The organism is Actinomadura sp. 9N215 (assembly GCF_044326345.1).
In the GTDB taxonomy this organism is placed as follows: Bacteria; Actinomycetota; Actinomycetes; order Streptosporangiales; family Streptosporangiaceae; genus Spirillospora.
Genome location: NZ_JBIRBA010000001.1, coordinates 72,332 through 93,759, shown reverse-complemented (window position 1 = coordinate 93,759; position 21,428 = coordinate 72,332). Strand labels below are relative to the sequence as shown.

Sequence of the window (21,428 nt, the reverse complement as noted above, 5' to 3'; positions counted from 1 at the left end):
TCCGCGATGCGGCTGCTGATACTCGGCACCGCGGCGGGTGGCGGCGTGCCTCAATGGAACTGTGCCTGCGCCGGGTGCGCCGCCGCCCGTACCGAGCCCTCCCTCCGGAGGCGACATGCCTCCATCGCCGTCGAGGCGGGGGAGGGCCGCTGGTACGTGGTCAACGCGACGCCCGACATCGGGGAGCAGATCGAGGCGTGCGCCGTCCTGCATCCCGGCCCCGCCCGGCGTGCCACCCCGGTCGCCGGGGTGATCCTCACCGACGCCGAACTCGACCACACGCTCGGCATCCCGCGCCTGCGCGAGGCGTCCGGGCTGCGGATCGTCTCGACCGGCGCGGTGCGCGCGGCGCTCTCCGGCGGCCTGCGCCTTGACCGGGTGCTCGCCCCCTACGCCGGCCTGACCTGGACGACGCTCCCGGAGAAGGACCTTGAGGAGCTCGACGGCGGGCCGCTGGAAGTCCAGGGGATCCGGGTGTCGGGCAAACGCCCCCGGTACGCGGCCGACCTGGCGGAGCCCGCGGGCGACGCCTGGGTGGTGGCGCTGCGCGTCCGGGACCGGCGGGACGGCAAGGTCGTCGTGTACGCCCCCGCGCTCGCCGACTGGCCGGACGACCTCGACCGCGTCCTCCGCACCGCGGACTGCGTCTTCGTGGACGGCACGTTCTGGGACGATGAGGAACCGGTCCGCTCCGGGTTCACCGCGCGGACGTCCACGCAGATGGGCCACCTGCCGATCACGGGCCCGAACGGCACCGCCGGACGGCTGGCCGCGCTGCCCGCCGCACGGCGCCTCTACACGCACCTGAACAACACGAACCGCCTCGTCCACGCGGACGACGCGGGGCACCGGCGGCTCGCCGAGGCGGGGCTGGAGGTCGCCCAGGACGGAGCGCTGATCGAACTGTGAGCACCACCACGACGGGTACTACCAGCACGGCGGCGGACGGGCGCATGGCGACGGAGGCCGAGCTCGAAGGGCGGCTCCGGACGCTGGGCGAGGAGCGCTACCACCACCGGCACCCCTTCAACCTGCGGATGCACGAGGGCGCCCTCACCAAGGAGGAGCTGCGGCGCTGGGTGCTCAACCGGTTCCACTACCAGCGGCACATCCCGGTGAAGGACGCGCTGATCCTGGCCAAGCTCGGCACGCGGGAGCTGCGGCGGTCCTGGATCCGCCGCGTCCACGACCACGACGGCTCCCCGGACGGCGACGGGACCGACGGCGGCATCGAGCGGTGGCTGCGGCTCGGCGAGGCGGTCGGCCTGGACCGGGAGCTGCTGCTGTCCGGCGTGGGCGTGCTGCCCGGCGTCCGGCTGGCCGTGGACGGCTACGTCAACTTCTGCCGGAACGCGTCCACGCTGGAGGCGGTCGCGTCGTCGCTGACCGAGCTGTTCGCGCCCGACCTGATGGCGACGCGGATCGCGGCGTGGGAACGGCACTACCCGTGGGTGGAGCGCGAGGGGCTGCGCTATTTCCAGGTGCGCGTCGGCCAGGGCCGCCGCGACTCCGAGGAGGCGCTGCGGCTCGTCCACGCGTGGGCGGAGACGCCGGACGACCAGCAGCGGGTGCTGGACGCGTTCACCTTCAAGTGTGACCTGCTCTGGGCGCTCCTGGACGCCGTCGAGCACGCGCGAGGGGACGGCACCGATGGCGGCTGACGCGCCGTGGCGGCCCGCGCTGGACAAGTCCGTCATGCTGCGGCACGACCGCGTCCGCGACGCCGACCTGCTGCTCATGCCCGAGCGCGCGGTGCGGCTCAGCGGATCCGGCGGCCGCATCCTGCGGCTCTGCGACGGCAGCCGCACCGTCGACGACATCGTCGCCGAGCTGAGCCAGGCCTTCCCGGACGCGCCGCTCGCCGACGAGGTGCCCGCATTCCTGGAACGCGTCCGGGAGGAGGGCTGGCTGCGATGATCCCCGCACCGTGGGCGCTGCTCGCGGAGGTCACGCATGCCTGCCCGCTGCACTGCCCGTACTGCTCGAACCCGCTGGAGCTCGTCCGCACGAGCGCGGAGCTGAGCACGGCCGACTGGGCGCGGGTGTTCGGCGAGGCCGCCGACCTCGGGATCGTCCAGGCGCACGTGTCCGGCGGCGAGCCGCTGCTGCGCCCCGACCTCGCGGAGATCGTCGCGGCCGCGCACGGCGCCGGCGTCTACACGCAGCTCGTCACCAGCGGCGTCGGCCTCGCCGCGGACCGGCTCGGCGAGCTGCTGAAGGCCGGGCTGAACAGCGTCCAGCTGTCCCTCCAGGACGCGCGGCGCCCCGGCTCCGACCTGATCGCCGGGCGGGTGTCCTACGACGACAAGGAACGCGCCGCCGAGGTGATCAGGGACGCGGACGTGCCGTTCGGGCTGAACGTCGTCCTGCACCGCCGCAACCTCGACAACCTCCAGGAGATCATCGAGGTCGGCGCCCGCTGGGGGGCCGACCGGATCGAGCTCGCCAACACCCAGTTCTACGGCTGGGCGCTGCACAACCGCGCCGCGCTGCTCCCCGCCCGGGGCCAGCTCGACCGCGCGAAGGCCACGGTCGCCGCGTGGCGCGACGAGCACGAACGTCCCGAGCTCGTCTGGGTCATGCCGGACTACTACGAGGGCGTCCCTAAGCCGTGCATGGGCGGGTGGGGCGCGCGCTCGATCACGGTCGGGCCGGACGGCACCGCGCTGCCGTGCCCGGCCGCGTACGGGATCCCGGACCTCGCGCCGCCGAACGTCCGGGAGCGGCCGCTCGCGTGGATCTGGACGGAGTCCCCCGCCTTCAACGCCTACCGCGGGACGGACTGGATGACCGGCCCCTGCCGCGACTGCCCCCGCCGCGAGATCGACTTCGGCGGCTGCCGCTGCCAGGCGCACGCGCTGACCGGGGACGCCGCCCGCACCGACCCGGCCTGCGCGCTCTCGCCGGACCACCGCCTCGTCCGCGACGCCACGACCACGGTCGATGAGGAGGCCGATGCCGCCCTCGTCTACCGGCGGCCGGGCGCGCTGAAGCCGACCGATGGATCCAAGCCGACCGATGGATCGTCGAGGGTTCCGGGATCTGTCTAGATGAACGGCCGCGTCGCGGCCCGAACATCGGAGGATCCATGAATCCCGAACAGATACCCGGCACGGCGGACGTCGTCCGGCTGCTGGAGCGCGCGTTCGGCGACACGGCGGCGCGGCTGGCCGCCGTCCCCGCCGAGGGGTGGGACGCGGACAGCCCGTGCGCCGGCTGGACGGTCCGGCACGTGGCCGCGCACCTCGTCGGCGGCCTGTCGCTGGTCGAGCGGTACGCCCGCGAGGAGCCGATCGACGCCGCGGAAGCCGACGGCACCCGCGCCGCCGACCTCGGACTGCTCGGCGACGACCCCGCCAAGGCGTTCCGCTCGGCCGCCGAGCGGTGCGCGGCGACGTTCGCCGCGTTCGGCCCGCTCGACCGCGAGGTCCCGTTCGTGATCGGCCGGACGCCGGGGTTCCTGCTGACCCGGGTCTGCCTGCTGGAGTCGCTCGTGCACGGCTGGGACATCGCGCACGGGTCCGGGACGCCCTACCGCGTCGACGCCGAGGTCGTCGGCGCCGTGGCGGCGTTCGCGCACGAGGGGCCCATCGAGGAGCGCCGTGCCGCCGGGATGTTCGGCCCCGAACTGGCCGCGGGCCCGGACGACTCCGCGTTCAACCGCCTGCTGGCCTTCCTGGGACGGCGCAACTCCTGACAGCGGCACTCCTGACATAGGGCAGGCCGAAGCGAGCGAACAGCGACGGGACGCGGAAGCCGGTGACCGTGGCGATGCGGTCACCGGCGACCGTGCACACCGTGAGCCCGCAGCCGTGGGCCGTGCCCGTGTCCCCTTCGGGGAGGTACGCAGCGAACGCCCGATGTCCGTTGGCGCGCGTCTCGGTCAGCGTGAACAGGTCGAGCCTGCCGCCTGCGGGGACGGTGGCCAGGAACCGCGTGACCTCCCCCCGCCCGTGGACGACGACGAGGTCGGGCGGCATCCGCAGCACGGCGTCCTCGTGCAGGACGGCGGCGATCGCGGCGAAGTCGCAGCGCCGCCAGGCGTCGACGAACCTGCCGAGCACGGCCTCGTCCTGCCCGTCGAGCGGGCGGCGCGGGCCCGCGGCGGCGCCGAGCGTGCCGCGCGCCCGTTGCAGCAGGCTGTCGACGGCGGGGGCGCTGCTGCCGAGCAGGTCGGCGACCTCGGCGCTGCGCCAGCCCAGCACGTCCTTGAGGATCAGGGCGGCGCGCTGGGTGGCGGGCAGGCGTTGCAGCGCGACGATGAACGCCAGCGCGACGCTCTCGCGTCCCTCGACGACCGCGGCGGGGTCCGCGACGGCTTCGGTGAGCAGGTCGTCCGGGTAGGGCTGGAGGTAGTCGATCTCGCCGGTCGTGGCGGGCTGCCGTCCCTTCCGCTCGATGGCCTTCAGGCAGGCGTTGGTGGCGATCCGGATCAGCCAGTGGCGCAGCGGAGCGCGTTCCTGGAACGTGCCGAGCGCCCGCCACGCGCGGAGCAGCGCCTCCTGGAGCGCCTCGTCGGCGTCGTCGAACGAGCCGAGCATGCGGTAGCAGTGCAGGTGGAGCGCCCGCAGGTGCGGCTCCACCAGCAGGCCGAACGCCCGTCCCTCCCCGCCGCGCGCGGCGGCCAGCAACTCGCCTTCGACCGGACCGGCCGCGACCGTGCCATCCATACCGTCACGCTAACCGGCGACGCCCGCTCATGGTCAGGTTCAACCGGGTTCGGAGGATTGAGGTGAATTCCAGCGGGTTTTAGCGGGTTCAGGCGGGCCGGTCGGCGGACAGGCGGTCCAGGAGGTCCCGGCTCGCGGTCGCGACGAGCGGCGGGACGCCGAGCTCGGTCAGCATCGCGGCGGCGGCGCTCATCTCGGCGGCGCGGCGGACGGAGTGCCGGTGCGTCCCGGACACCAGCCGGTCGACGGTGTCGGCGCTCGCCCGCGTCAGCTCGGCGGTGATGTCGTCGCGGAGCCAGTCCTCGCAGCCCGCCGAGCGCGCGGCCTCCAGGGACTCGACCACCGCCGCCGCGAGGCCCTTGAAGAACACGCTGCGGAGGAGCTTCCTGGCGGCGGCGGCGCCCGGGCCGTCCGGCAGCACCTCGACGGACGCGCCGAGCGGGCCGAGGATCCTCGCGACGTCGGCGGCGCCGTCCCCACCGGCCAGCATCGGCGTGCGCAGGCCGCGGCCCGGCACCGGCGCCATGATCGCGACGTCCGCGAACCGGACGCCGTGCTCGCGGGCGATGCCGTCCAGGCGCCGCTTCAGGTCGGGGGACGCGGTGTTCAGGTCCGCCCACACGGCGTCCGCGCCGACTCCCGCGACCCCGGCGCGCAGGGCGCCGGCCGCGTCGTGCGCGCTGTTGAGGCTGAGCACCAGGTCGGCGCCGTCCGCCGCCGCGGCCTCGCCGCCCGCACCGACGACATGCGGCGGCGCCGGGACCACGGGGTCGTAGCCGCGCACCACGGCTCCGGCGGCCACGAGATCGGCGGCGATCGCGCTCCCGGCCTCGCCCAGGCCGAGGACGGCGACGGTCGGCCTCCGGGCGGGCTCTTCCGGCATCGTGCCCTGCCTTTCCTGGGGGTCCGCGAACGGCGCTACACTCTCGAACTGTAACAAAATTGTTGACAATCCTGCGGGAGTGACCGTGCCGACAGGCAAACCCGAGGAGCCGGTCGTCGCCGGGATCCGGGACGCGATCCTCAACGGCGAGTTCGTCCCGAACCAGCGGCTGGTGGAGGCGGACCTGTCCGAGCAGTTCTCCGCGAGCAGGTCCAGCGTCCGGGCCGCGCTGTTCGCGCTCACCAACGAGGGGCTGATCGAGCGCGTCCAGAACCGCGGCGCCCGCGTCCGGGCCGTGTCGCTGGCCGAGGCGATCGAGATCTGCGAGCTCAGGATGGTGATCGAGGGGCTGTGCGCCGCGAAGGCCGCGGAGCGGAGCACCGCCGGCGACGCCGCCGAGCTGGCCGCCATCGGCGACGCCATGCGCCGCGCCGTCGAGACCGGCGACGTCCTCGGCTACTCGGACCTGAACGAGCGGTTCCACCGCCGCGTCCAGGAGATCAGCGGCCAGCGGACGGCGGCGCAGGCCCTCGAACGGCTGCGGGCGCAGAACGTCCGGCACCAGTTCAGGCTCGCCATGCATCCGGGCCGTCCGCGGGAGTCGCTGCCGGAGCATCTGGCGATCATCGACGCGATCCGCGCCCACGACGCCGCGGCCGCCGAGGAGGCCGCGCGGGCGCACCTGCGCAGCGTCCTGCGGACGCTCCCCGAGATCGACCGGGCCAGGCCGCAGCCGCACCGCGCGGGCGCCTGAACCCCCGCGCGTTGGCCGGCGCGCATCGGCCGGCGCGCATCGGCGTGCGTCCTTCGGCCCGTGCGCGTCAGCAGGGTTGGCGCCAGGCGTCGAGGCCGAGGCGCTTGCGCATGGACGCGAAACCGAGCGCGCGGGTCTGGTGGCAGAAACTCGCCGTGGACATGTTGTACTCGACGTGCAGGACCGCCTTGCCCGCGCGGACGAACGGCAGCAGCCGCCCGCACTCGCCGAACTCCGCGCACTGCTCGTTGATCGCGAAGTCGAACGTGCCGACCAGCGCCGGGATCTGCGAGAGGTCGTTCTTGAGCCCGACCGACATGCCGCGCTCGTGCGCCAGCCGCGCGATCATCCGGTTGTAGCGGAGCTGGTCGGCGGCCGTCAGCGGGAACCCGGTGTCGGCGGCGAACCCGTCCAGGAGGTCGGGCTCGACCGCGTCGAACCCCTTGTCCCGGCACATGTCGAACCGCCGGGCCATGATGGGGCCGAGCGCGTCCGTCCGGCGGATGTCGAGCCAGCGCTCGTCCTCCCACCCGTTGCCCTTGCCGAGGACGGCGGGTGGGAACGCCGCGTGGTCGGGCCGGAACCGCTCGGCCGCGCCGACGTTGATGTAGCAGATGACCCGGCGGCCCCGCCGGTGCAGCTCCCGGACGACGTCCGCGCCGTTGCCGAACCCGTCGATGTCGTGGATGGGCGCGTCCACGCCGACGTCCACCGGCGTGGTGAGCTGCCACTGCCAGCGCACACCCGGCGCCGGAGCCCAGAACCCGGCGACCCGGCTCCCGGCGTACGGTCCGCCGCCCGGTTCGCCGTCCGGGGCGAGCGCCGAGCCCAGCACCGTCCCCAGGACGGCGCCGGAGACCAGGACGGCCGCGGCCCCGGCGGCCCATCCCGGTATCCGCACGGCGTCAGCGCTCCGGATAGACGAGCGACAGTTCGCGGGAGTAGTACTCGGGCAGCCCGTTCCACGGGTTCGCGCCCGCCCGGTCCGTCACGTAGACGACGCCGGCGTTGCGCCGCCCGGCCCGCGCCAGCGCCCGCGCGAGGACGGCCTGAGGCGCCGCGTAGACGAGATGGCAGAACCGTTCGGCGGGCATCCGCATCGCCCACGCGGGCGCCCGGACGTGCTGGTACGCCGACCACGGCCCCTCGAAGGTGACCAGCAGATCGGCGAGCCGCGCGTACGCGGGGTCGGGATAGACGCCGTGGTTGAGCACGACGTACGACGTGCCGCGGCTCCGCAGGCCCACGACGACGCGCCGGTACTGCAGCACGTGCCCGGGGAGCGCGGACACCTGGTCGAGGAACGCCCTCCGGATGCCGTACCACCTGCGGTAGCGCGTCATCTCCTCCTCCACGTCGCGGGCAGAGCGGTCGCCGTAGGCGGTGTCGACGTACCCGGCGAGCGGCACGCCCGCCGCCGCCAAGCGGTGCGCGAGGACGGCGAAGCCGCGGTCCCGGACGCCCCCGACGCCGTTGTCGACGTTGAGCACGACCGTGCCGAGGCGGGGGTCGGCGAGGGCCGCCCAGTCCACCGCGGCCGCGGGGAAGTACGCGGGGACGGCCAGCGTCTTGACCCGTCCCCTCAGTGCGCTGGTCTTCGTCAGCATGACGTCTCCTTCGGCATGACGCCCTCTCTCAGCATGACGCCTCCTTCAACATGAGGTCTCCGCCCATAGGTCTCGTAGCGAGGTGGTGAGGTCGGTGGCGGGCCGCCAGCCGAGCGTGCGGACGATCGCGCGGATGTCGGCCTGCTGCCAGGCGACGCCCGCCGACCGCTCGGGCGCGGCCGCGGCCTCCAGCACCCGGCGGCCCGAGCCGGTGACGTGCAGCAGGCCCGCCACCAGGTCCCGCAGCGACGTCGCCCGGCCGCTGCCCACGTTCAGCACGGCGGGCAGCGGGCCCGGGGCGCGGACGGCGGCGAGCACCGCGTCGGCGACGTCCCGGACGTCGACGAGGTCCCGGCTCGCGGCGAGCGACCCGACCCGGACCTCGTCGCGGGTCCCGTCGGCGCGGCGGAGCTCGGCGGCGAGCCGTCCCGCCAGCGTCGACTCGGGCGACCCGGGCCCCACGGGGTTGAACACGCGGAGGACGACGGCGTCGAGCGCCGACCCGGCCGCGGCGCGGACGAGCTCCGTCCCGGCCAGCTTCGTCACCCCGTACGGGCTGAGCGGCCGCGGCGGCGTCCCCTCCGACACGGGCGTGCCGTGCTCGACGTCGCCGTACTCGGCCGCCGACCCGAGATGGACAAGCCGCGTCCTCGACGCCGTGGCGGCCAGCGCGTCGACGAGGTTCGCGACGGCGACGACGTTGCCCCTGACGAGGTCCAGCGGGTCGCCGCGGGTGATCCCGGCGCAGTTGACGACCGCGTCCGGCCTGACGTCGCGGAGCGTCGCCACCACGGCCGCCGGGCCCGCGGCGAGGTCGAGCCGCAGGCCGCCGGGCTCCGGCGTCCTGGACGCGGCGACGACGTCCGTCCCGGCCGCCGCCGCCCGCTCCTGGACGTGCCGTCCCACGAACCCCGTCGCGCCGATCAGCAGTATCCGGCTCATGACGCGCCCGGCCCCCCGGCCGGGATGCGGATCCGGCCGTCCATGAGCTGCGGGCGCAGCGCCGGGAACTCGGCGTTGGCGCGGTCGTAGTCGTCCGGGCGGCCGATGTCGAGCCAGTAGCCGTCGAACCGGTACTCGCGCGGATGCCGTCCGGCCGCGAGCAGGTCCAGGACGAGCTCGTCGAAGCCGAGCGCGATCCCCGGCTCGAACTTGGCGAGCGCCTCGTTCGAGACGCCGTAGACGCCCATGCTGACCTGGTAGTCGAGGGTCGGCTTCTCGGTGAACGCGACGATCCGCCCGTCCCGGGTCGTGAGGACGCCGAAGTCGATGTCGACCTGCCGCGCGTACGTCGCGACGGTCAGCGGCGGCCCGGCGGCGGCGTGCTCGGCGAGCAGCCCGGCGAAGTCGAGGTCGGTGAGGATGTCGCCGTTGGCGACCAGGAATTCGGGCGGGAGGCGGTCGCGCATCGTCAGCAGCGGGCCGATGGTGCCGAGCGGCGACTCCTCGACGGCGTAGTCCACGCGCAGCCCCCAGCGGCTCCCGTCGCCGACGTACGACCGGATCAGGTGCCCGAGGTGCCCGATGGCCAGTGTCACGGTGCGGAACCCCTGCCGGGAGAGCTGGTGCAGCAGGATCTCCAGGATCGCGTACTCGTCGCCGATGGGGACGAGCGGCTTGGGCAGGGTCGTCGTGTACGGGCGCAGCCGCACTCCCTTGCCGCCCGCGAGGATTACGGCGTGCATGTGCCTCTCCGTGCCTCGATACATCTCGATGCGGTGCTGATCGGTGGGTGGCTAGATGTTGTAGGTGGACGGCCGGTAGCGCGCCAGGTTGGCGGGGTCGAGGAACCATTCGACGGTGTCCTTGAGCCCCTCTTCGAGGGTGTGCCGGGGCCGCCAGCCGGTGTCGCGGCGCAGCTTGCCGCTGTCGCAGACCAGGCGCATGACCTCCGACCCCGTGGGCCGCTCGCGGGCGGCGTCGCTGCGGAACTCGGGGTCGGCGCCCATCAGCTCGGCGATCGTGCGGGCGAGCCGTCCCATCGAGATCTCCTGGCCGGTGCCGGAGTTGTAGACGTGGCCGACGACGTCGTCCGCGGCGGCGGACCCGACGGCGACGAACGCCTCCGCGGTGTCGGCGACGAAGCTGAAGTCCCGGGTGGGGTCCAGCGCCCCGACCCGGACGGCGCCGGTGTCGGCGGCGATCTGGCTGATGACGGTCGGGATGAATGCGCGGGCCGACTGCCGGGGCCCGAACGTGTTGAACGGCCGCAGCGTCACCGCGGGCACGCCGAACGACGCGTGGTAGCTCTCCACCAGCTTGTCCGCGGAGATCTTCGTCGCCGCGTACGGGGACTGCGCCTGCAGCGGGTGCGCCTCGTCGATCGGGACCCGCCGCGCCGTCCCGTACGTCTCGCTGGTCGAGGTGTGCACGAGCCGCGGCGTGCGCAGGTCGCGGACGGCCTCCAGGACGTTCAGCGTCCCGAGGACGTTCGTCTCCGCGTAGGACCGCGGCGCCCGGTAGGAGTACGGGATGGCGATCAGCGCGGCCAGGTGGTAGGCGACCTCGGCGTCGTGGAGCAGGGCCCGCACCGACGCCGGGTCCCGGACGTCGCCCGGCACCACGTCCACCTGGTCCAGCACGTCGGGCGCGACCTCGTCGAGCCAGCCCCACGATCCGAACGAGTTGTACTGGACCATGGCCCGCACGTGATGTCCGCGGTCCACGAGCGCTTCGACGAGGTGGGAGCCGATGAATCCGTCGGCTCCCGTCACGGCGACCGTGCTGTTCATGAGGGCACCAGGCCTTTCAACCGCTCATTGGTTTCACCGATGGGATGTCGCGCGGGCCAGGACGCGGCCCGCGTAGGTCGTGAGGAAGACGAGCAGCGCACCGGCCGCCACGAGTTGGACGTTGCCGGGCGCGATGTGCGGCGCGGTCAGCGCGGCGGCGGCCTCGGCGGTCAGCGCGCAGCCGAACACGGCCAGGACGGCCTCGATGCGCCCGCACGCCTGCAGGACGAGCGCGAGGAAGAACGCGCAGCCGAGGGCGAGGAAGCCGCCGAACGTCCGGACGGTCTCGGCCGTGGCGGGCAGCCCGGCGACCAGCCCGGTGACGGCGACCAGCGCGAGGAGCGACGCCACGTACCGGGCGAGCGCGACGCCGAGCGCGGCGCGGGCGGCCCGTCCGAACCCGGGCATGCCGGTGTGCGTGACCAGCAGGTCGTGGACGCGGCGGCGGTAGGCGTACAGGATCCATTCGGCGCCGCCCATCGACAGCGAGAGCGACATCACCGCCACCGTCGTCGTGCCCGGCGGCACCGGCCGTCCGGCCAGGGCGCACAGCAGCGTGAACGTCAGCAGCCCGCCGGTCAGCAGCCCGAACAGGGCGAACGGCAGCGCCGCCGCCAGGTCGCGGCGGGTCACGACCGGCCCGGACGCGGCGCCCCTGCGGCCCTCGCTCCCCGTCCGGCCGCCGCCCGCCCCCGACGTGCTCACGACGGCGAGCACCAGCGTGGCCGCGAGCGACACCGCCCAGGCGATCCACACGGCGTCGGGGACCTTCGCGGGCGGGGCTCCCGGCGTCCCGTCGAGGTGGCCGGACGGCAGCGTCCAGCCGTTGCCCGACAGGTAGACCAGCACCGCGCCGACGCCCGGCAGCAGCGCGAGGAACAGCCGGACCTCGCCGCCGTTCACCTGCACCACCGTCGCAGCGAGCAGGTACCCGCACAGCCCGGCGGACAGCGCCGCCGCCATCGCGCCCGCCCCGACGAGGGCGCCGGCGGCGACCGTCACCGGCAGCACGACCAGCAGCCCGGCGGCGAGCCCGTACCGCAGCACGCGGGACGCGGCCTCCCGGTTCCCGAACCCCAGCCGGACGTACCCGAGGTAGGCGGTGCCCTGGCTCATCATCCACGACAGCAGGAGCGAGAACACGAGGAGCGCGCTCGCGCCGCTGCCCTTCAGCATCGGGGCGCCCATGATGTAGCACAGCCCGGGGAGCCCGAACAGGACGCCGCGCAGCAGATGCCGCCAGGGCACCGCGCGCCACGGGGCCTCGGACGTCTCGGGCGCGGGCGGGCGGCGGGGCGTCCGGGCGTACAGGTCCTCGGCGAGCGCGAACACGTCCGGGTGGCCGTAGCCGCGGGCGGCCTCGTCGTTGATGCCCTCCGCCTCCAGCCCGGCGGTGACCTCCAGCGGGTCGACGGCGCCCGCGCACAGGTCCGCCATGCGCTCCCGCAGCGCCTCGACGTCGCCCGGCACCGCGTTCGGCCCGGTCGTGACCGTGCCCGTGCCGGTGCTCGTGCCCGTGCCTGTGCTGGGGTGTCCGTCGTTCGGCGCCGGCTCGGGGATGGAGCTCGGGGCGGACGCGGTCATGCCGACCACGCCTCGGACACCGCGCGTTCCGCCGCGCCCGTCGTGCCGACGGCGTCCGCCGTGCGCGTCGCGCCCGGCGTGGTCAGGCCGTCGTAGATCGCGCGGAACGCGTCCACGGCACGGTCCACGGTGAACAGCTCCAGCGCCCGCTCCCGCGCGGCGCGGCCGAGCCGCCGCCGGGACACCTCGTCGCCGAGCAGGCCAAGCAGGGCGTCCGCCATCTTCCGCGGCGACCGCGGCGGGACGACGAGCCCGGTGTCGGCGACCGCCTCCCGCACCCCGCCGACGTCGGTCGAGACGGTCACCCGGCCGCAGGTCATCGCCTCGATCAGGGTGTAGGGGAAGCCCTCGGAGATGCTGGACAGCGCGACCACGGTCCCCGCCGCGTACGCCTCCCGGATGTCGTCGATCCGGCCCTCGAAGGCGGTGTGCTCCGCGACCCCGAGGTCGGCGGCGAGGGCCTCGCAGCGCGTCAGGTACCGCTCCCCGCCGGTCGGCGTCCCGCCGAACAGGCGCAGCTTCGCATTCGGTACCTGGTCCCTGACCAGCGCGAACGCGCGGATCAGCGTCTCCAGGTCCTTGATCGGGTCGACGCGTCCCGCCCAGCTGACCGTGGGGGCGGACGGCTCGGCGCCCGCGGCGGGGAAGCGGGCCGGGTCGACGCCGTTGTAGACGGTCTCCATGTTCTCCGGGTCCGCGCCGCAGCGCACCTCCCACCGCTGGTTGTAGAGGTTGCAGGGCGTCAGCAGGTCGGCGGCCTTGTACCCGGCGACGCACAGCAGCCGCATGAAGCCGAGCAGGACCGCCTTGACCGGGTACGGGTACTGCGCCCGCCGCATCCCGATGTAGCGTTCGCGCAGGTAGATGCCGTGCTCGGTGAGGCAGAACGGCGTCCCGTACGTCCACTTGGCGGCGAGGCAGGGCAGCACGGGGATGCCGTTCGACACCGCGTGCACGACGTCGCCGCGCGGGGGCGGGCCGTGCAGCGGGCGGAGCATGTGCTCCAGCAGGTCGATGGCGGTGAGCGCGTGGTGGACGGTGGGCCGAACGCCGATCCGCTCGAACTCGGCCGCCCGGGCGGACCAGGCGTCCATCAGCCAGCGGACGGGCCCCTCGGTGCGCAGCGCCGCGCCCAGGTCGGACGTCCGGCCGAACTCGAACAGCTCGCGCAGGATGTGCGGGAACACGTCCGCCATCCGCGGGGACGGGGAGAGCAGGGTGTAGAGGAACGAGCGGAACAGGCGCTCGAACTCCCTGGCCTCCCCCCGGGACGGGGGCCGCCCGGACGGCGGCCCCCACATCGTGACGGGCTCGACCGTCACGTGTCCTGGCAGGTCCCAGACGACGGGCTCAGCCCCGGTGGCGGTGAGCGCGAGGACGGTGAACCCGTGTTCCGGCATGCCCCGGACGAGCTGGTCGCACCAGACGCTCACCCCGCCGAAGCTGTGCGGATAGGTCCCCTCCGTCACCAGGGTGATCTCCAAGGTCAGGCTCCGGGGACCGTGAGCGTCACTTCCCCGCTCCGGTAGGCGGAGCGGTCGCCGGCGTACGCCTGCCCGAACGTCCCGCCGCCCGAACCGTCCCGCGTCCCCTCGGGCGCGGTGATCGGGATCTCCAGGTCGTCCGGCCCGTTGACCGTGACCTTCCCGTCCTGGACGTAGGCGGTGACGTCGCCGTTCATTGCGCCGTCCTTCAGCGCGGCCCGCCAGAGATCCTGGCGCAGCAGCTCGGGGCCGAGCGTCGCCATGGAGCTGTTCACGACGGGCGTGTTGTCGGCGAACGCCATCCGGTACTCGCCGAGGACGTTGTTGAGCAGCGGGTACAGGATGCGGTCCTCGGTGATGTTCGACTGGTGCGCGTAGTGCGGCCGCGGGTCGTTGCCGGTGACGTGCGCCAGCGCGATCCGCGTGTCGGACGGCACGATGTACGACTTGTACCCGGTCTCGGTGTCGAGCGGCTTGATGCAGGTCATCGTGTCGGGATGGTCCTCGCAGAGGCCGCTGCCGCCGTCCGACCGGCGCGTGTGGATCCAGTTGTACTCGTCGACCTCCTCCGCCTCTTTCGCGACGTTGAAGTAGACGCTCATCGGGTGCCGGGGGAGGGTCCGCGCCTGGCCGATCAGGCGGGACGCGGGCTCCCGGGACGCGTCGCCCGCGAGCCAGGTGATGTCGGTCTCCTCCAGCGCTGGTTCGAGGTTCGGGTTGTCCTCGGGCTGCTGCGGCAGGACGCGCAGGCCCGAGTGCTCGCCGGTGACGACGTCGTCCGGCGGCACCGGGAGGTCGTGCTCGTCCGCCCATTCGAGGTTCTTGTTGATCTGCTGCTCGATGACGTCCTCGTCGACGTACTCGATCTCGTCGCTGTCCGGGTCCCGGACGCACCGCCACGGCCGGACCTTCAGGTCCTGCTTGCAGCCGAGGAACTCGTGCGCGTAGGTGTGGTTCAGCCACCGGAACTGGCCCTTGAGCGCGAGGAGCCCCGTGGTCAGCAGGTCGAAGCCGTGCTCCTTCGTCCACTCGTCGCTGCCGGCGCCGTTGTACGCCATGTCGAGCTTGATCTTCTGGTCGGCCTGCCACGCGGCGGCGTACGCCGCGTCGTCGACGGTCATCCGGATGTCGGGGGTGGTGACGCCGTCCGGGCAGTCCTCGCCGGGCGTGCAGTTGTCCTTGGTGCTCCACCGCGCGTCGGGCATGAACACGTCGTCGACGTGGACGCTCAGGTAGTTGCGGTTGTAGCCGAGGTGGACGCCCTTGGTCAGCCAGGTGATGAGGCCGTGCCCGAGCGTCCTGGACTGCCACTGCTCGTGGTTGGCGCTGTAGGTCAGCACCATCTCGCTGCGCCCGTCGTGGGTGTAGACGCCGGCGAGCGTGCCGGTGACCCCCTGGACCTCCGCGGTCATGAACGGCTTGAAGGTCCGGCCGGCGGCCTTGTCGTCCGGCAGCGGGGTCGCGAGGAAGCCGTAGCTCTCGTTGATGTCGGGGGCGAGGTCGTTGAACCTGACCGGCCCGCGCAGGTACCGGAGCGCGTCGCCGCGCCCGGCCGCGGTGACCTCGGCGACGATGCCGTCCAGCTGCCCGGAATAGCCCGGCGCGTTCATGCCGACCTGGGCGTTCGGGTAGACGTAGGCGTCGAGCTGCCTGATCCCGAACTTGGCCTCGTAGTCGGCGACGGCCTTCATCTCGGCGGCGTCCTCGAACGGCGAGGCGTTGGGCAGGACGACGGCCTGGTACTTGGCCCGCGGTGTCCCGCCCACCGTGTCGGACAGGAAGCCCGCGTTTATCTTCGGTCTGCCCGGGGCGTTCAGATCGACGGTCTTGTAGGGAACGCCCTCGGCCTTCAGCCGTTCGGCGACGGCGGACACCGAGGCGCCGCCGTCGGAGACGACGAGGACCTGAAGATCGATGCGGGGACCCGCGGCCGAGGCGGGCCGCGGCGGTCCGACGATCAGAGCGGCCGCGACCAGGATCCCGAAAAGGACGCTGAGCGCGGGACGGCGTATCACTTTCACCAAGACTCCCCAGGACGCATGGACGACGACGGCAACTGAAATTCAACAGCCGTAAACAGCCACACCAGAAATGGACTTAATGACCTTTGGAACGCGGCCCACCAGATCATGCGGTAACTGAGAGTGCATGTAAAGACTACGGGGGGCCCATCTTGGCCTGGGTCCGGTCCTAGGACTCTCCGGGCGTGCGGGAGCGGGTTATCTTCAGTCGCGGGACGGTATTAGGGAAGGTCCGTTCCACTGCTCACCGAATTCAATTCCAACCAGCGCGCGGCGGCGTGTTCCCGGCCGTCCGCGCCGAGCCGTTTGTAGATCTGGTGGGCATGGTTCTTCACGGTCTTCTCCGTGATGACCAGCCGCCGCGCGATCTCCCGGTTGGTGAGCCCGGCGGCGATCAGCTCCAGGATCTCGGCCTCCCGCGCGGTCAGCCCGGGATCGGGCCGGGGCCCGCCGCCGTCGTGCACCCAGCGCACCAGCGCCGTCACGACGGGCCGCGACAGGGACGACTCGCCGAGACCCGCCGCGACCAGCACGTCCGCGAGCTCCTGGGGCTCGAAATGGCCGTACACGAGGCACCCGTGCGCGCCCGCCGCCACCGCCTGGACGAGGGCGAACGGGTCCTGCTCGGCCGTCACGGCGACCACCCGCACACCGGACCGAGCCAGCCGGCCGATGCCGTCCGGCGGCGGCGGCGAGGCGTCCAGCAGGACCACGTCGGGCTGGTGCGCGCGGACCGCCGCGGCCGAACGCTCGACCGTTCCGGCGCCGACGACGTCCACTCCCGGAGCCGTACTCAGCAACGCCCGGAACCCGATCCGCGACACCGGATTGTCGCTGACGACCACCACCCGAATCGCCTTCGATTCGGGTTCGGCCGCGGTATCGGGAGTCATCGAAAAATCACTGTTCATTCCACCGGCTCGCAATGCTGAGGCCGTGGCCGGTCCACCGGACATGTGACGAGCGACGTCTCCGATGCGAACCGACACCAGAACATGCGTCAAGAATAAGGGACGCTCTGTCCGCCGCAGCCCGGCGGCGGCCGCCCGCCGTTATCAGGCCATTGCGAAACCCGCCGGCATTCCCGGGCCCGGCCGCGCCGCCGTCACGATCACGCGCCCGCGCCCCGCGCCCGCGTTAAGATCTTCGACGTCTCGCGCCACGGCGCTTCGCGGTGCCGGCCCCGGGCCCGGAGAAGGGGATGCGGGCACGACCGCCCGGCCTGACACGAATGATCTTCATCTTTTGTCGGTTCTGTCGCCGCGTCCAGACCCCGCGCTGATCATTTTGATGAATTCGGCGGGTCGGTCGGTTAATGGCAGGCGAACGAAGTCGGCGCGGTACTCGTCCCATCGATCCCGCCCGGACGGGAGCGAAACCGGGCGCGCCCCGGACGGCCCGGCCGTCGGCCCCCGCCGCACCCGTCGCCCGCCGCGCACCCACCACTAACCCGCCACCACCGGAAGATCTCCGCTATTGCGCACCTCACGGTGGAAATTCTGTGCCCCCGGTCGGATTCGAACCGACACTTCTACTCTTTTAAGGAGTATGCCTCTGCCATTGGGCTACGGAGGCGCAGCGCGGGTCCCTCACTCCCGTGACCCTCTGAGGAGGGGCGCGCAGCCTAAAGCCGAACGGTCACCGAGCCACGGCGCGCAGGCGGAGAGCGCTCGGTCTCCGACGCCCAGAGAGATGCATATGCGCAGGTCGGCGCATATGCGCAGGTTGGGCCTTTGCGGTCACCGCCCGGGCCTCGCCCGGCCGCGTGCGCGCATCGGCCGCACGCGAACGCGGGCCTGCGCGCTTTCCGGCCGGATCCGGCCGCGCGCGGCCCGTAACCGGCTCGCTCCCTCGCCGGCCCCCGACACGTTCCCCGTGGTACCCCGCCATACCGAAGTCCCCGTCATAACGTCTTGTGTTCGCAATGTGACCTTTGTCGACCCCGACTGATCATCCGCGACAACCAGGCTGCCCTGGAACGCGCATGGGTGCCGTATATTTGGCGCATAGGACCGATGTCTTCCTCGACGGTGGGACCGGACCACGAAGAGCGGTGCCAGGTGATCGCTCCTGACAGGGCCGGTTAGGGGATCAGATGGAATTCCGCATCCTTGGACCGCTCGAAATCGTCGCGAACGGCCGCCCGGTCGGCGTGGGCGGTCCGCAGCAGCAGACCGTGCTCGCCGCGTTGCTGCTGGCGGCCAACCAGGTCGTCCCCATCGACCGGCTCGTCGACGCGGTGTGGTGGACCTCGCCCCCGTCCGCCAGGGCGAACGTCCGCGGCTACATCGCCGCGCTGCGCCGGATGCTCCGCGACGCCGGCGAGCCCCCGGACCGGCTGATCACCCGGGCGCCCGGCTACCTGCTCCGCGTCGAGCCGGGCGAGCTCGACCTGTTCCGGTTCGAGGAGGCGTTCACCAGGGGCGAGCGGGCGCTGGCCGGCGGACGGGCCGAGCAGGCCGCGCAGGACTTCGCCGACGCGCTGCACCACTACCGGGGACGGCCGCTCGACGCGATGCCGCTGGGCGCCCCGCTGCAGGCCGACGTGGAACGGCTGGAAGAGCGCCGGCTCCTCCTCACGGAGCAGTACACCGACGCGTGCCTGCTGCTCGGCCGCTCGGACGCGCTCGTCCCCGACCTGCGGCGCCTCGTGTCCCGCCATCCGCTCCGGGAGCGGCTGTGGGAGCGGCTCATGCTCGTCCTGTACCGGATGGGCCGCTCCGCCGACGCGCTCGACGCGTACGCGCAGGTCCGCCGGCATCTCGCCGACGACCTGGGCATCGACCCCGGGCCGCGGCTGCGGTCCCTGGAGCAGCGGATCCTCAGCGGCGATCCCGGGCTCGACCCGGCGTCGCCGCGGTCCGGGAGCGTCCAGGCGGGCGACGACGCCGAAGCGGCGGCCGGGCCCGCGGACGGCACGCCAGGCCGGACGGGCACGCTGCGGCAGTTCCCCATGGACATCGTCGAGTTCACCGGCCGGGAGGCGGAGTTGCGCGCCCTGAACCGGTTCGCCGACGGCGCCGGCGGCGACGGCGACACCGCGCTGACGGTGATCGCCATCGAGGGCATGGCGGGGGTCGGCAAGACCCGCCTCGCCGTCCGCGCCGCCCACCAGATCAGCACCCGCGGACGGTTCGGCGCGGTGCAGCTGTGGGCCGACCTGCGCGCCATGGATCCCGAGCTTCCCGCCGCCGACCCGGCCGAGGTGCTGGGGACGTTCCTGCGTCAGCTCGGCGTGCCCGCCCCGCGGATCCCGCCCGACCTGGCGTCGCGGGCCGCGCTGTACCGCGACCGGTTGCACGGCGCGCGCGCCCTGGTGATCCTCGACAACGCCACCGACGAGGCGCAGGTGGAGCCGCTGCTCCCGGGCGACCCGACCAGCCTGGTGCTCGTCACCAGCCGGCGCAGCCTCGCCGGGCTGGACGGCGTCCACCGGCTCAGGCTGGCCGTCTTCGCGCCGCCGGAGTCCACCGATCTGCTGGGCCGCATCGCGGGCCCGGACCGGGTCACGGCCGAGCCGGCCGCCGCGGCGCGGATCGCCGAGCGGTGCGGGCAGCTCCCGATGGCCGTCACGATGGCGGCCCGCCGCCTGCAGACCCGTCCCGCCTGGACGCTGGCCGAGTTCGACGCGCGCCTGGAGGGCGAGGGCCGGCTGCCGGACGAGCTGGAGTTCCGCAACCGCTCCATCAGCGCGTCCTTCGACCTGTCCTACCGGGCGCTGGCCGACGACCAGAAGCGCATGTTCCGGCTGCTCGGCCTGCACCCCGGCGCGGACTTCACGCCGCCGTCCGCCGCCGTGCTCACCGATCTCCCCGAGGAGCGGGCGGAGTCGCTGCTCGAAGCCCTGCTGGACGAGAACCTGCTCCAGCAGGCGTCCCCTGGCCGCTACCGGATGCACCGCCTGCTGCGCGGCCACGCCAGGCGGAAGGCGCACGAGCACGAGACGCCCGGCCGGCGCGACGCGGCGGCCGAGCGCGTGTTCGCCTGGTACCTCCGCGCCGCCCACTCGGCCGACCTGGTGCTGAACACGCACGGCCGGCGCGTCCCGATCGAGTTCCCCGGCGATCCCGGCGACGGCGCGGGCCCGGTGCCCGTCTTCGGCACGCGCACGCGGGCGCTGGCCTGGCTCGACGCCGAGTCGGAGAACCTCACCGCCGTGATCAGGGCCGCGTCCGACCAGGGCCGCCACTCGGTCGCCTGGCGGCTGCCCGCGGTGCTGCTGACGTTCTTCCATCTCGGCGAAAGCCGGGACGACTGGATCGCCGCGTACGAGATCGGGCTCGAGGCGGCCCGGCGGCTCGGCGAGTGGCGCGGCGTCGCGTTCATGCTGAACGGCCTCGGCATGGCGTGCAGCGACGCCGACCGGTGCGGCGAGGCGATCGTCCACCACCGGGAGGCGCTGGTCGTCCAGCGGCGGCTCGGCGACCTGGTCGGCCAGGCGTGGAGCCTGAACAGGCTCGCCGTCGCCTACCTCGGCGCGCGGCGGCCGTCCCGCGCGATCGAGTGCTTCGAGGAGTCGGTGCGCATCTTCCGGCGGGTCGGCGACCCGCACGGCGCCGCCGCCATGACCCCCGAGCTGGGGGCCGCCGCCGACGCGGACGGCGGCCACATCCGCATGTGCGAGGCGGTCACCTGCCCGGACACGGTCATGACGCCCGCGACCGTGCGCGCCGCGCACGGCGAGGCCTGATCACCCGGCTCCGAATACCGCGTCCGCGGCTTGTGGTGTGCGGCGCGTCCATTCCCGGGAATGGCGGGACGCACGGTTCACGGGGCGCGCGGTTCACCGCGCTAACGGATCGCAAGGGCCTGCGGATCGCGGAGCATCGAACTCCCGCCCGCGCGGTTAAAGGGAAATCCGCTTCGTCGCACGGGAATGCCGTTTTCGGGTGTCGCGGCTTTCGGTGAACGTCCCGTGGCGGCCGTGGGCGGCCGACGGGGGACGATCAGTCGTCGATCCAGCCGTGCTTGTGGGCGATCTCCACGATGCTTGCGCGGACCTTGACGATCTGGGCGCCGGTGAGGTCGGGCGCGCCGGTCAGCAGCACGTCGACGATCTCCCGGCTGAGCTCCTTGCGCGACAGGACGTCGCACATCATGTCGTCGGGCGCGTCGGCGGCGGGCGGGCGGTCCACCACGGACGCGGAGCCGTTGGACGGCGAGCCCACCGCGCGCACGGCGAAGGCCTTGAGGCCGCGCTCGCCCTCGGTCACCTCGAACTCGACCGCCGTGCCGGGCGAGAACGCCGCCTTGTCGTCGAGGAGCTCGTTGGCGTGGACGAAGACGTCCTCGCCGCCGCCGTCGGGAACGATGAATCCGTAACCACGGACTTCGTCGAACCTGAGAATCCTGCCTGAACGCACCGCCAGCCTCCACACGCCAACCAAAAAGCCATACGCTTTTTCCAACACTTAGCAGCGGACAGGTTAGCACACGAATTCGCACCCGGTCACGCTTATGTGATCGGCAAATGACGGGAATGTCACCTTTGCCACTCCGTGCGTTGCGGGAGTGGCGCGAGCGCCCCGGGCGCCGGAGCCGGGCCGCGGAGACGCCCGGGAGGGCATAGCCGAACGGCCGCGCCCGCACTGTGCATTGCGTGCCAGAAAGCCCGGCGCCCGTGACCGCGGGGTTGACGGGGGGCCGCCGAGGGTTCACCTTACTGAAAGGAAAGTTTCCTTTTGGGCCGGCCG

At 73.2% G+C, this 21,428-nt stretch carries 19 protein-coding genes and 1 tRNA gene; 7 read left to right on the top strand and 13 right to left on the bottom strand.

Annotated features, from left to right (window positions below; translation table 11 throughout):
- Nucleotides 1-6 precede the first annotated feature (6 nt).
- Genes pqqB through ACH34T_RS00400 form a run of 5 tightly spaced genes read left to right on the top strand, consistent with a single transcriptional unit; the run spans nt 7 to nt 3,697 of the window.
- Nucleotides 7-909, top strand: a complete 903-nt coding sequence (gene pqqB, locus ACH34T_RS00420) for a pyrroloquinoline quinone biosynthesis protein PqqB (RefSeq protein WP_395989863.1) — start codon at nt 7-9, stop codon at nt 907-909.
- Nucleotides 906-1,661 carry a pyrroloquinoline-quinone synthase PqqC gene (pqqC, locus tag ACH34T_RS00415; RefSeq protein ID WP_395989862.1) on the top strand — a complete coding sequence of 252 codons (756 nt, stop codon included), beginning with the start codon at nt 906-908 and terminating at the stop codon, nt 1,659-1,661. Before pqqB ends, pqqC begins: the two co-directional genes overlap by 4 nt.
- Entirely contained in the window at nt 1,651-1,917 is a 267-nt protein-coding gene (gene pqqD / locus ACH34T_RS00410; protein ID WP_395989861.1) for a pyrroloquinoline quinone biosynthesis peptide chaperone PqqD, read from the top strand. The genes pqqC and pqqD overlap by 11 nt, the downstream gene beginning before the upstream one ends.
- Nucleotides 1,914-3,050 carry a pyrroloquinoline quinone biosynthesis protein PqqE gene (gene pqqE / locus ACH34T_RS00405; protein ID WP_395989860.1) on the top strand — a complete coding sequence of 379 codons (1,137 nt, stop codon included), beginning with the start codon at nt 1,914-1,916 and terminating at the stop codon, nt 3,048-3,050. Before pqqD ends, pqqE begins: the two co-directional genes overlap by 4 nt.
- Before the next feature lie 38 nt (nt 3,051-3,088).
- Nucleotides 3,089-3,697 (top strand): TIGR03086 family metal-binding protein, encoded by a 609-nt coding sequence (locus ACH34T_RS00400; RefSeq protein WP_395989859.1) that lies wholly within the window; start codon nt 3,089-3,091, stop codon nt 3,695-3,697.
- Here ACH34T_RS00400 and ACH34T_RS00395 read toward each other — a convergent pair.
- Nucleotides 3,657-4,670, bottom strand: coding sequence for an RNA polymerase subunit sigma-70 (locus ACH34T_RS00395; RefSeq protein WP_395989858.1), 1,014 nt, complete (start codon nt 4,668-4,670; stop codon nt 3,657-3,659). The two genes, ACH34T_RS00400 and ACH34T_RS00395, sit on opposite strands and share 41 nt — an antisense overlap.
- Before the next feature lie 88 nt (nt 4,671-4,758).
- On the bottom strand, nt 4,759-5,553 hold the full coding sequence (locus tag ACH34T_RS00390) for a DUF1932 domain-containing protein (protein ID WP_395989857.1): 795 nt from the start codon (nt 5,551-5,553) through the stop codon (nt 4,759-4,761).
- Nucleotides 5,554-5,632: 79 nt separating this feature from the next.
- Here ACH34T_RS00390 and ACH34T_RS00385 point away from each other — a divergent pair, with 79 nt between their 5' ends.
- Nucleotides 5,633-6,307 carry a GntR family transcriptional regulator gene (locus tag ACH34T_RS00385; protein WP_395989856.1) on the top strand — a complete coding sequence of 225 codons (675 nt, stop codon included), beginning with the start codon at nt 5,633-5,635 and terminating at the stop codon, nt 6,305-6,307.
- Nucleotides 6,308-6,374: 67 nt separating this feature from the next.
- On the opposite strand, the gene ACH34T_RS00380 is transcribed toward ACH34T_RS00385, so the two are convergent.
- The 10 genes from ACH34T_RS00380 to ACH34T_RS00335 all read right to left on the bottom strand — a co-directional run bounded on the left by ACH34T_RS00380 (nt 6,375) and on the right by ACH34T_RS00335 (nt 17,310).
- The gene (locus tag ACH34T_RS00380) at nt 6,375-7,208 is read right to left on the bottom strand and encodes an endo alpha-1,4 polygalactosaminidase (RefSeq protein WP_395989855.1); all 834 of its coding nucleotides are present in this window, start codon (nt 7,206-7,208) and stop codon (nt 6,375-6,377) included.
- A gap of 4 nt (nt 7,209-7,212) precedes the next feature.
- Nucleotides 7,213-7,914: a spherulation-specific family 4 protein gene (locus ACH34T_RS00375; protein WP_395989854.1), complete on the bottom strand. Its 702-nt coding sequence runs from the start codon at nt 7,912-7,914 to the stop codon at nt 7,213-7,215.
- Nucleotides 7,915-7,959: 45 nt separating this feature from the next.
- Nucleotides 7,960-8,856 carry an NAD-dependent epimerase/dehydratase family protein gene (locus ACH34T_RS00370; RefSeq protein WP_395989853.1) on the bottom strand — a complete coding sequence of 299 codons (897 nt, stop codon included), beginning with the start codon at nt 8,854-8,856 and terminating at the stop codon, nt 7,960-7,962.
- Nucleotides 8,853-9,599, bottom strand: coding sequence for a sugar phosphate nucleotidyltransferase (locus ACH34T_RS00365; RefSeq protein WP_395989852.1), 747 nt, complete (start codon nt 9,597-9,599; stop codon nt 8,853-8,855). The genes ACH34T_RS00370 and ACH34T_RS00365 overlap by 4 nt, the downstream gene beginning before the upstream one ends.
- A 51-nt stretch (nt 9,600-9,650) precedes the next feature.
- Nucleotides 9,651-10,646: a GDP-mannose 4,6-dehydratase gene (locus ACH34T_RS00360; RefSeq protein ID WP_395989851.1), complete on the bottom strand. Its 996-nt coding sequence runs from the start codon at nt 10,644-10,646 to the stop codon at nt 9,651-9,653.
- A 33-nt stretch (nt 10,647-10,679) separates the two neighbouring features.
- The gene (locus ACH34T_RS00355; protein WP_395989850.1) at nt 10,680-12,230 is read right to left on the bottom strand and encodes a hypothetical protein; all 1,551 of its coding nucleotides are present in this window, start codon (nt 12,228-12,230) and stop codon (nt 10,680-10,682) included.
- Entirely contained in the window at nt 12,227-13,714 is a 1,488-nt protein-coding gene (gene pelF, locus ACH34T_RS00350; protein WP_395989849.1) for a GT4 family glycosyltransferase PelF, read from the bottom strand. The genes ACH34T_RS00355 and pelF overlap by 4 nt, the downstream gene beginning before the upstream one ends.
- Nucleotides 13,715-13,716: 2 nt before the next feature.
- On the bottom strand, nt 13,717-15,735 hold the full coding sequence (locus ACH34T_RS00345) for a hypothetical protein (RefSeq protein ID WP_395989848.1): 2,019 nt from the start codon (nt 15,733-15,735) through the stop codon (nt 13,717-13,719).
- A gap of 221 nt (nt 15,736-15,956) precedes the next feature.
- Nucleotides 15,957-16,628 carry a LuxR C-terminal-related transcriptional regulator gene (locus tag ACH34T_RS00340; protein ID WP_395989847.1) on the bottom strand — a complete coding sequence of 224 codons (672 nt, stop codon included), beginning with the start codon at nt 16,626-16,628 and terminating at the stop codon, nt 15,957-15,959.
- Between the two features lie 609 nt (nt 16,629-17,237).
- Nucleotides 17,238-17,310 (bottom strand) — tRNA-Leu (locus tag ACH34T_RS00335).
- 520 nt (nt 17,311-17,830) lie between these two features.
- Between ACH34T_RS00335 and ACH34T_RS00330 the strand changes: the two genes are divergently transcribed.
- Nucleotides 17,831-20,425, top strand: coding sequence for a BTAD domain-containing putative transcriptional regulator (locus tag ACH34T_RS00330; RefSeq protein ID WP_395989846.1), 2,595 nt, complete (start codon nt 17,831-17,833; stop codon nt 20,423-20,425).
- A gap of 256 nt (nt 20,426-20,681) precedes the next feature.
- Here the strand turns inward: ACH34T_RS00330 and ACH34T_RS00325 are convergent, their stop codons facing one another.
- Nucleotides 20,682-21,098: a cold-shock protein gene (locus ACH34T_RS00325; protein WP_395989845.1), complete on the bottom strand. Its 417-nt coding sequence runs from the start codon at nt 21,096-21,098 to the stop codon at nt 20,682-20,684.
- Nucleotides 21,099-21,428: the final 330 nt, after the last annotated feature.

Bases quoted from the DNA above. Each gene is read 5' to 3' on its own strand.
- pqqB (WP_395989863.1), top strand. From the start codon at position 7: ATGCGGCTGCTGATACTCGGCACCGCGGCGGGTGGCGGCGTGCCTCAA.
- pqqD (WP_395989861.1), top strand. From the start codon at position 1,651: ATGGCGGCTGACGCGCCGTGGCGGCCCGCGCTGGACAAGTCCGTCATG.
- pqqE (WP_395989860.1), top strand. From the start codon at position 1,914: ATGATCCCCGCACCGTGGGCGCTGCTCGCGGAGGTCACGCATGCCTGC.
- ACH34T_RS00400 (WP_395989859.1), top strand. From the start codon at position 3,089: ATGAATCCCGAACAGATACCCGGCACGGCGGACGTCGTCCGGCTGCTG.
- ACH34T_RS00395 (WP_395989858.1), bottom strand. From the start codon at position 4,670: ATGGATGGCACGGTCGCGGCCGGTCCGGTCGAAGGCGAGTTGCTGGCC.
- ACH34T_RS00390 (WP_395989857.1), bottom strand. From the start codon at position 5,553: ATGCCGGAAGAGCCCGCCCGGAGGCCGACCGTCGCCGTCCTCGGCCTG.
- ACH34T_RS00375 (WP_395989854.1), bottom strand. From the start codon at position 7,914: ATGCTGACGAAGACCAGCGCACTGAGGGGACGGGTCAAGACGCTGGCC.
- ACH34T_RS00370 (WP_395989853.1), bottom strand. From the start codon at position 8,856: ATGAGCCGGATACTGCTGATCGGCGCGACGGGGTTCGTGGGACGGCAC.
- ACH34T_RS00365 (WP_395989852.1), bottom strand. From the start codon at position 9,599: ATGCACGCCGTAATCCTCGCGGGCGGCAAGGGAGTGCGGCTGCGCCCG.
- ACH34T_RS00360 (WP_395989851.1), bottom strand. From the start codon at position 10,646: ATGAACAGCACGGTCGCCGTGACGGGAGCCGACGGATTCATCGGCTCC.
- ACH34T_RS00355 (WP_395989850.1), bottom strand. From the start codon at position 12,230: ATGACCGCGTCCGCCCCGAGCTCCATCCCCGAGCCGGCGCCGAACGAC.
- ACH34T_RS00340 (WP_395989847.1), bottom strand. From the start codon at position 16,628: ATGACTCCCGATACCGCGGCCGAACCCGAATCGAAGGCGATTCGGGTG.
- ACH34T_RS00330 (WP_395989846.1), top strand. From the start codon at position 17,831: ATGGAATTCCGCATCCTTGGACCGCTCGAAATCGTCGCGAACGGCCGC.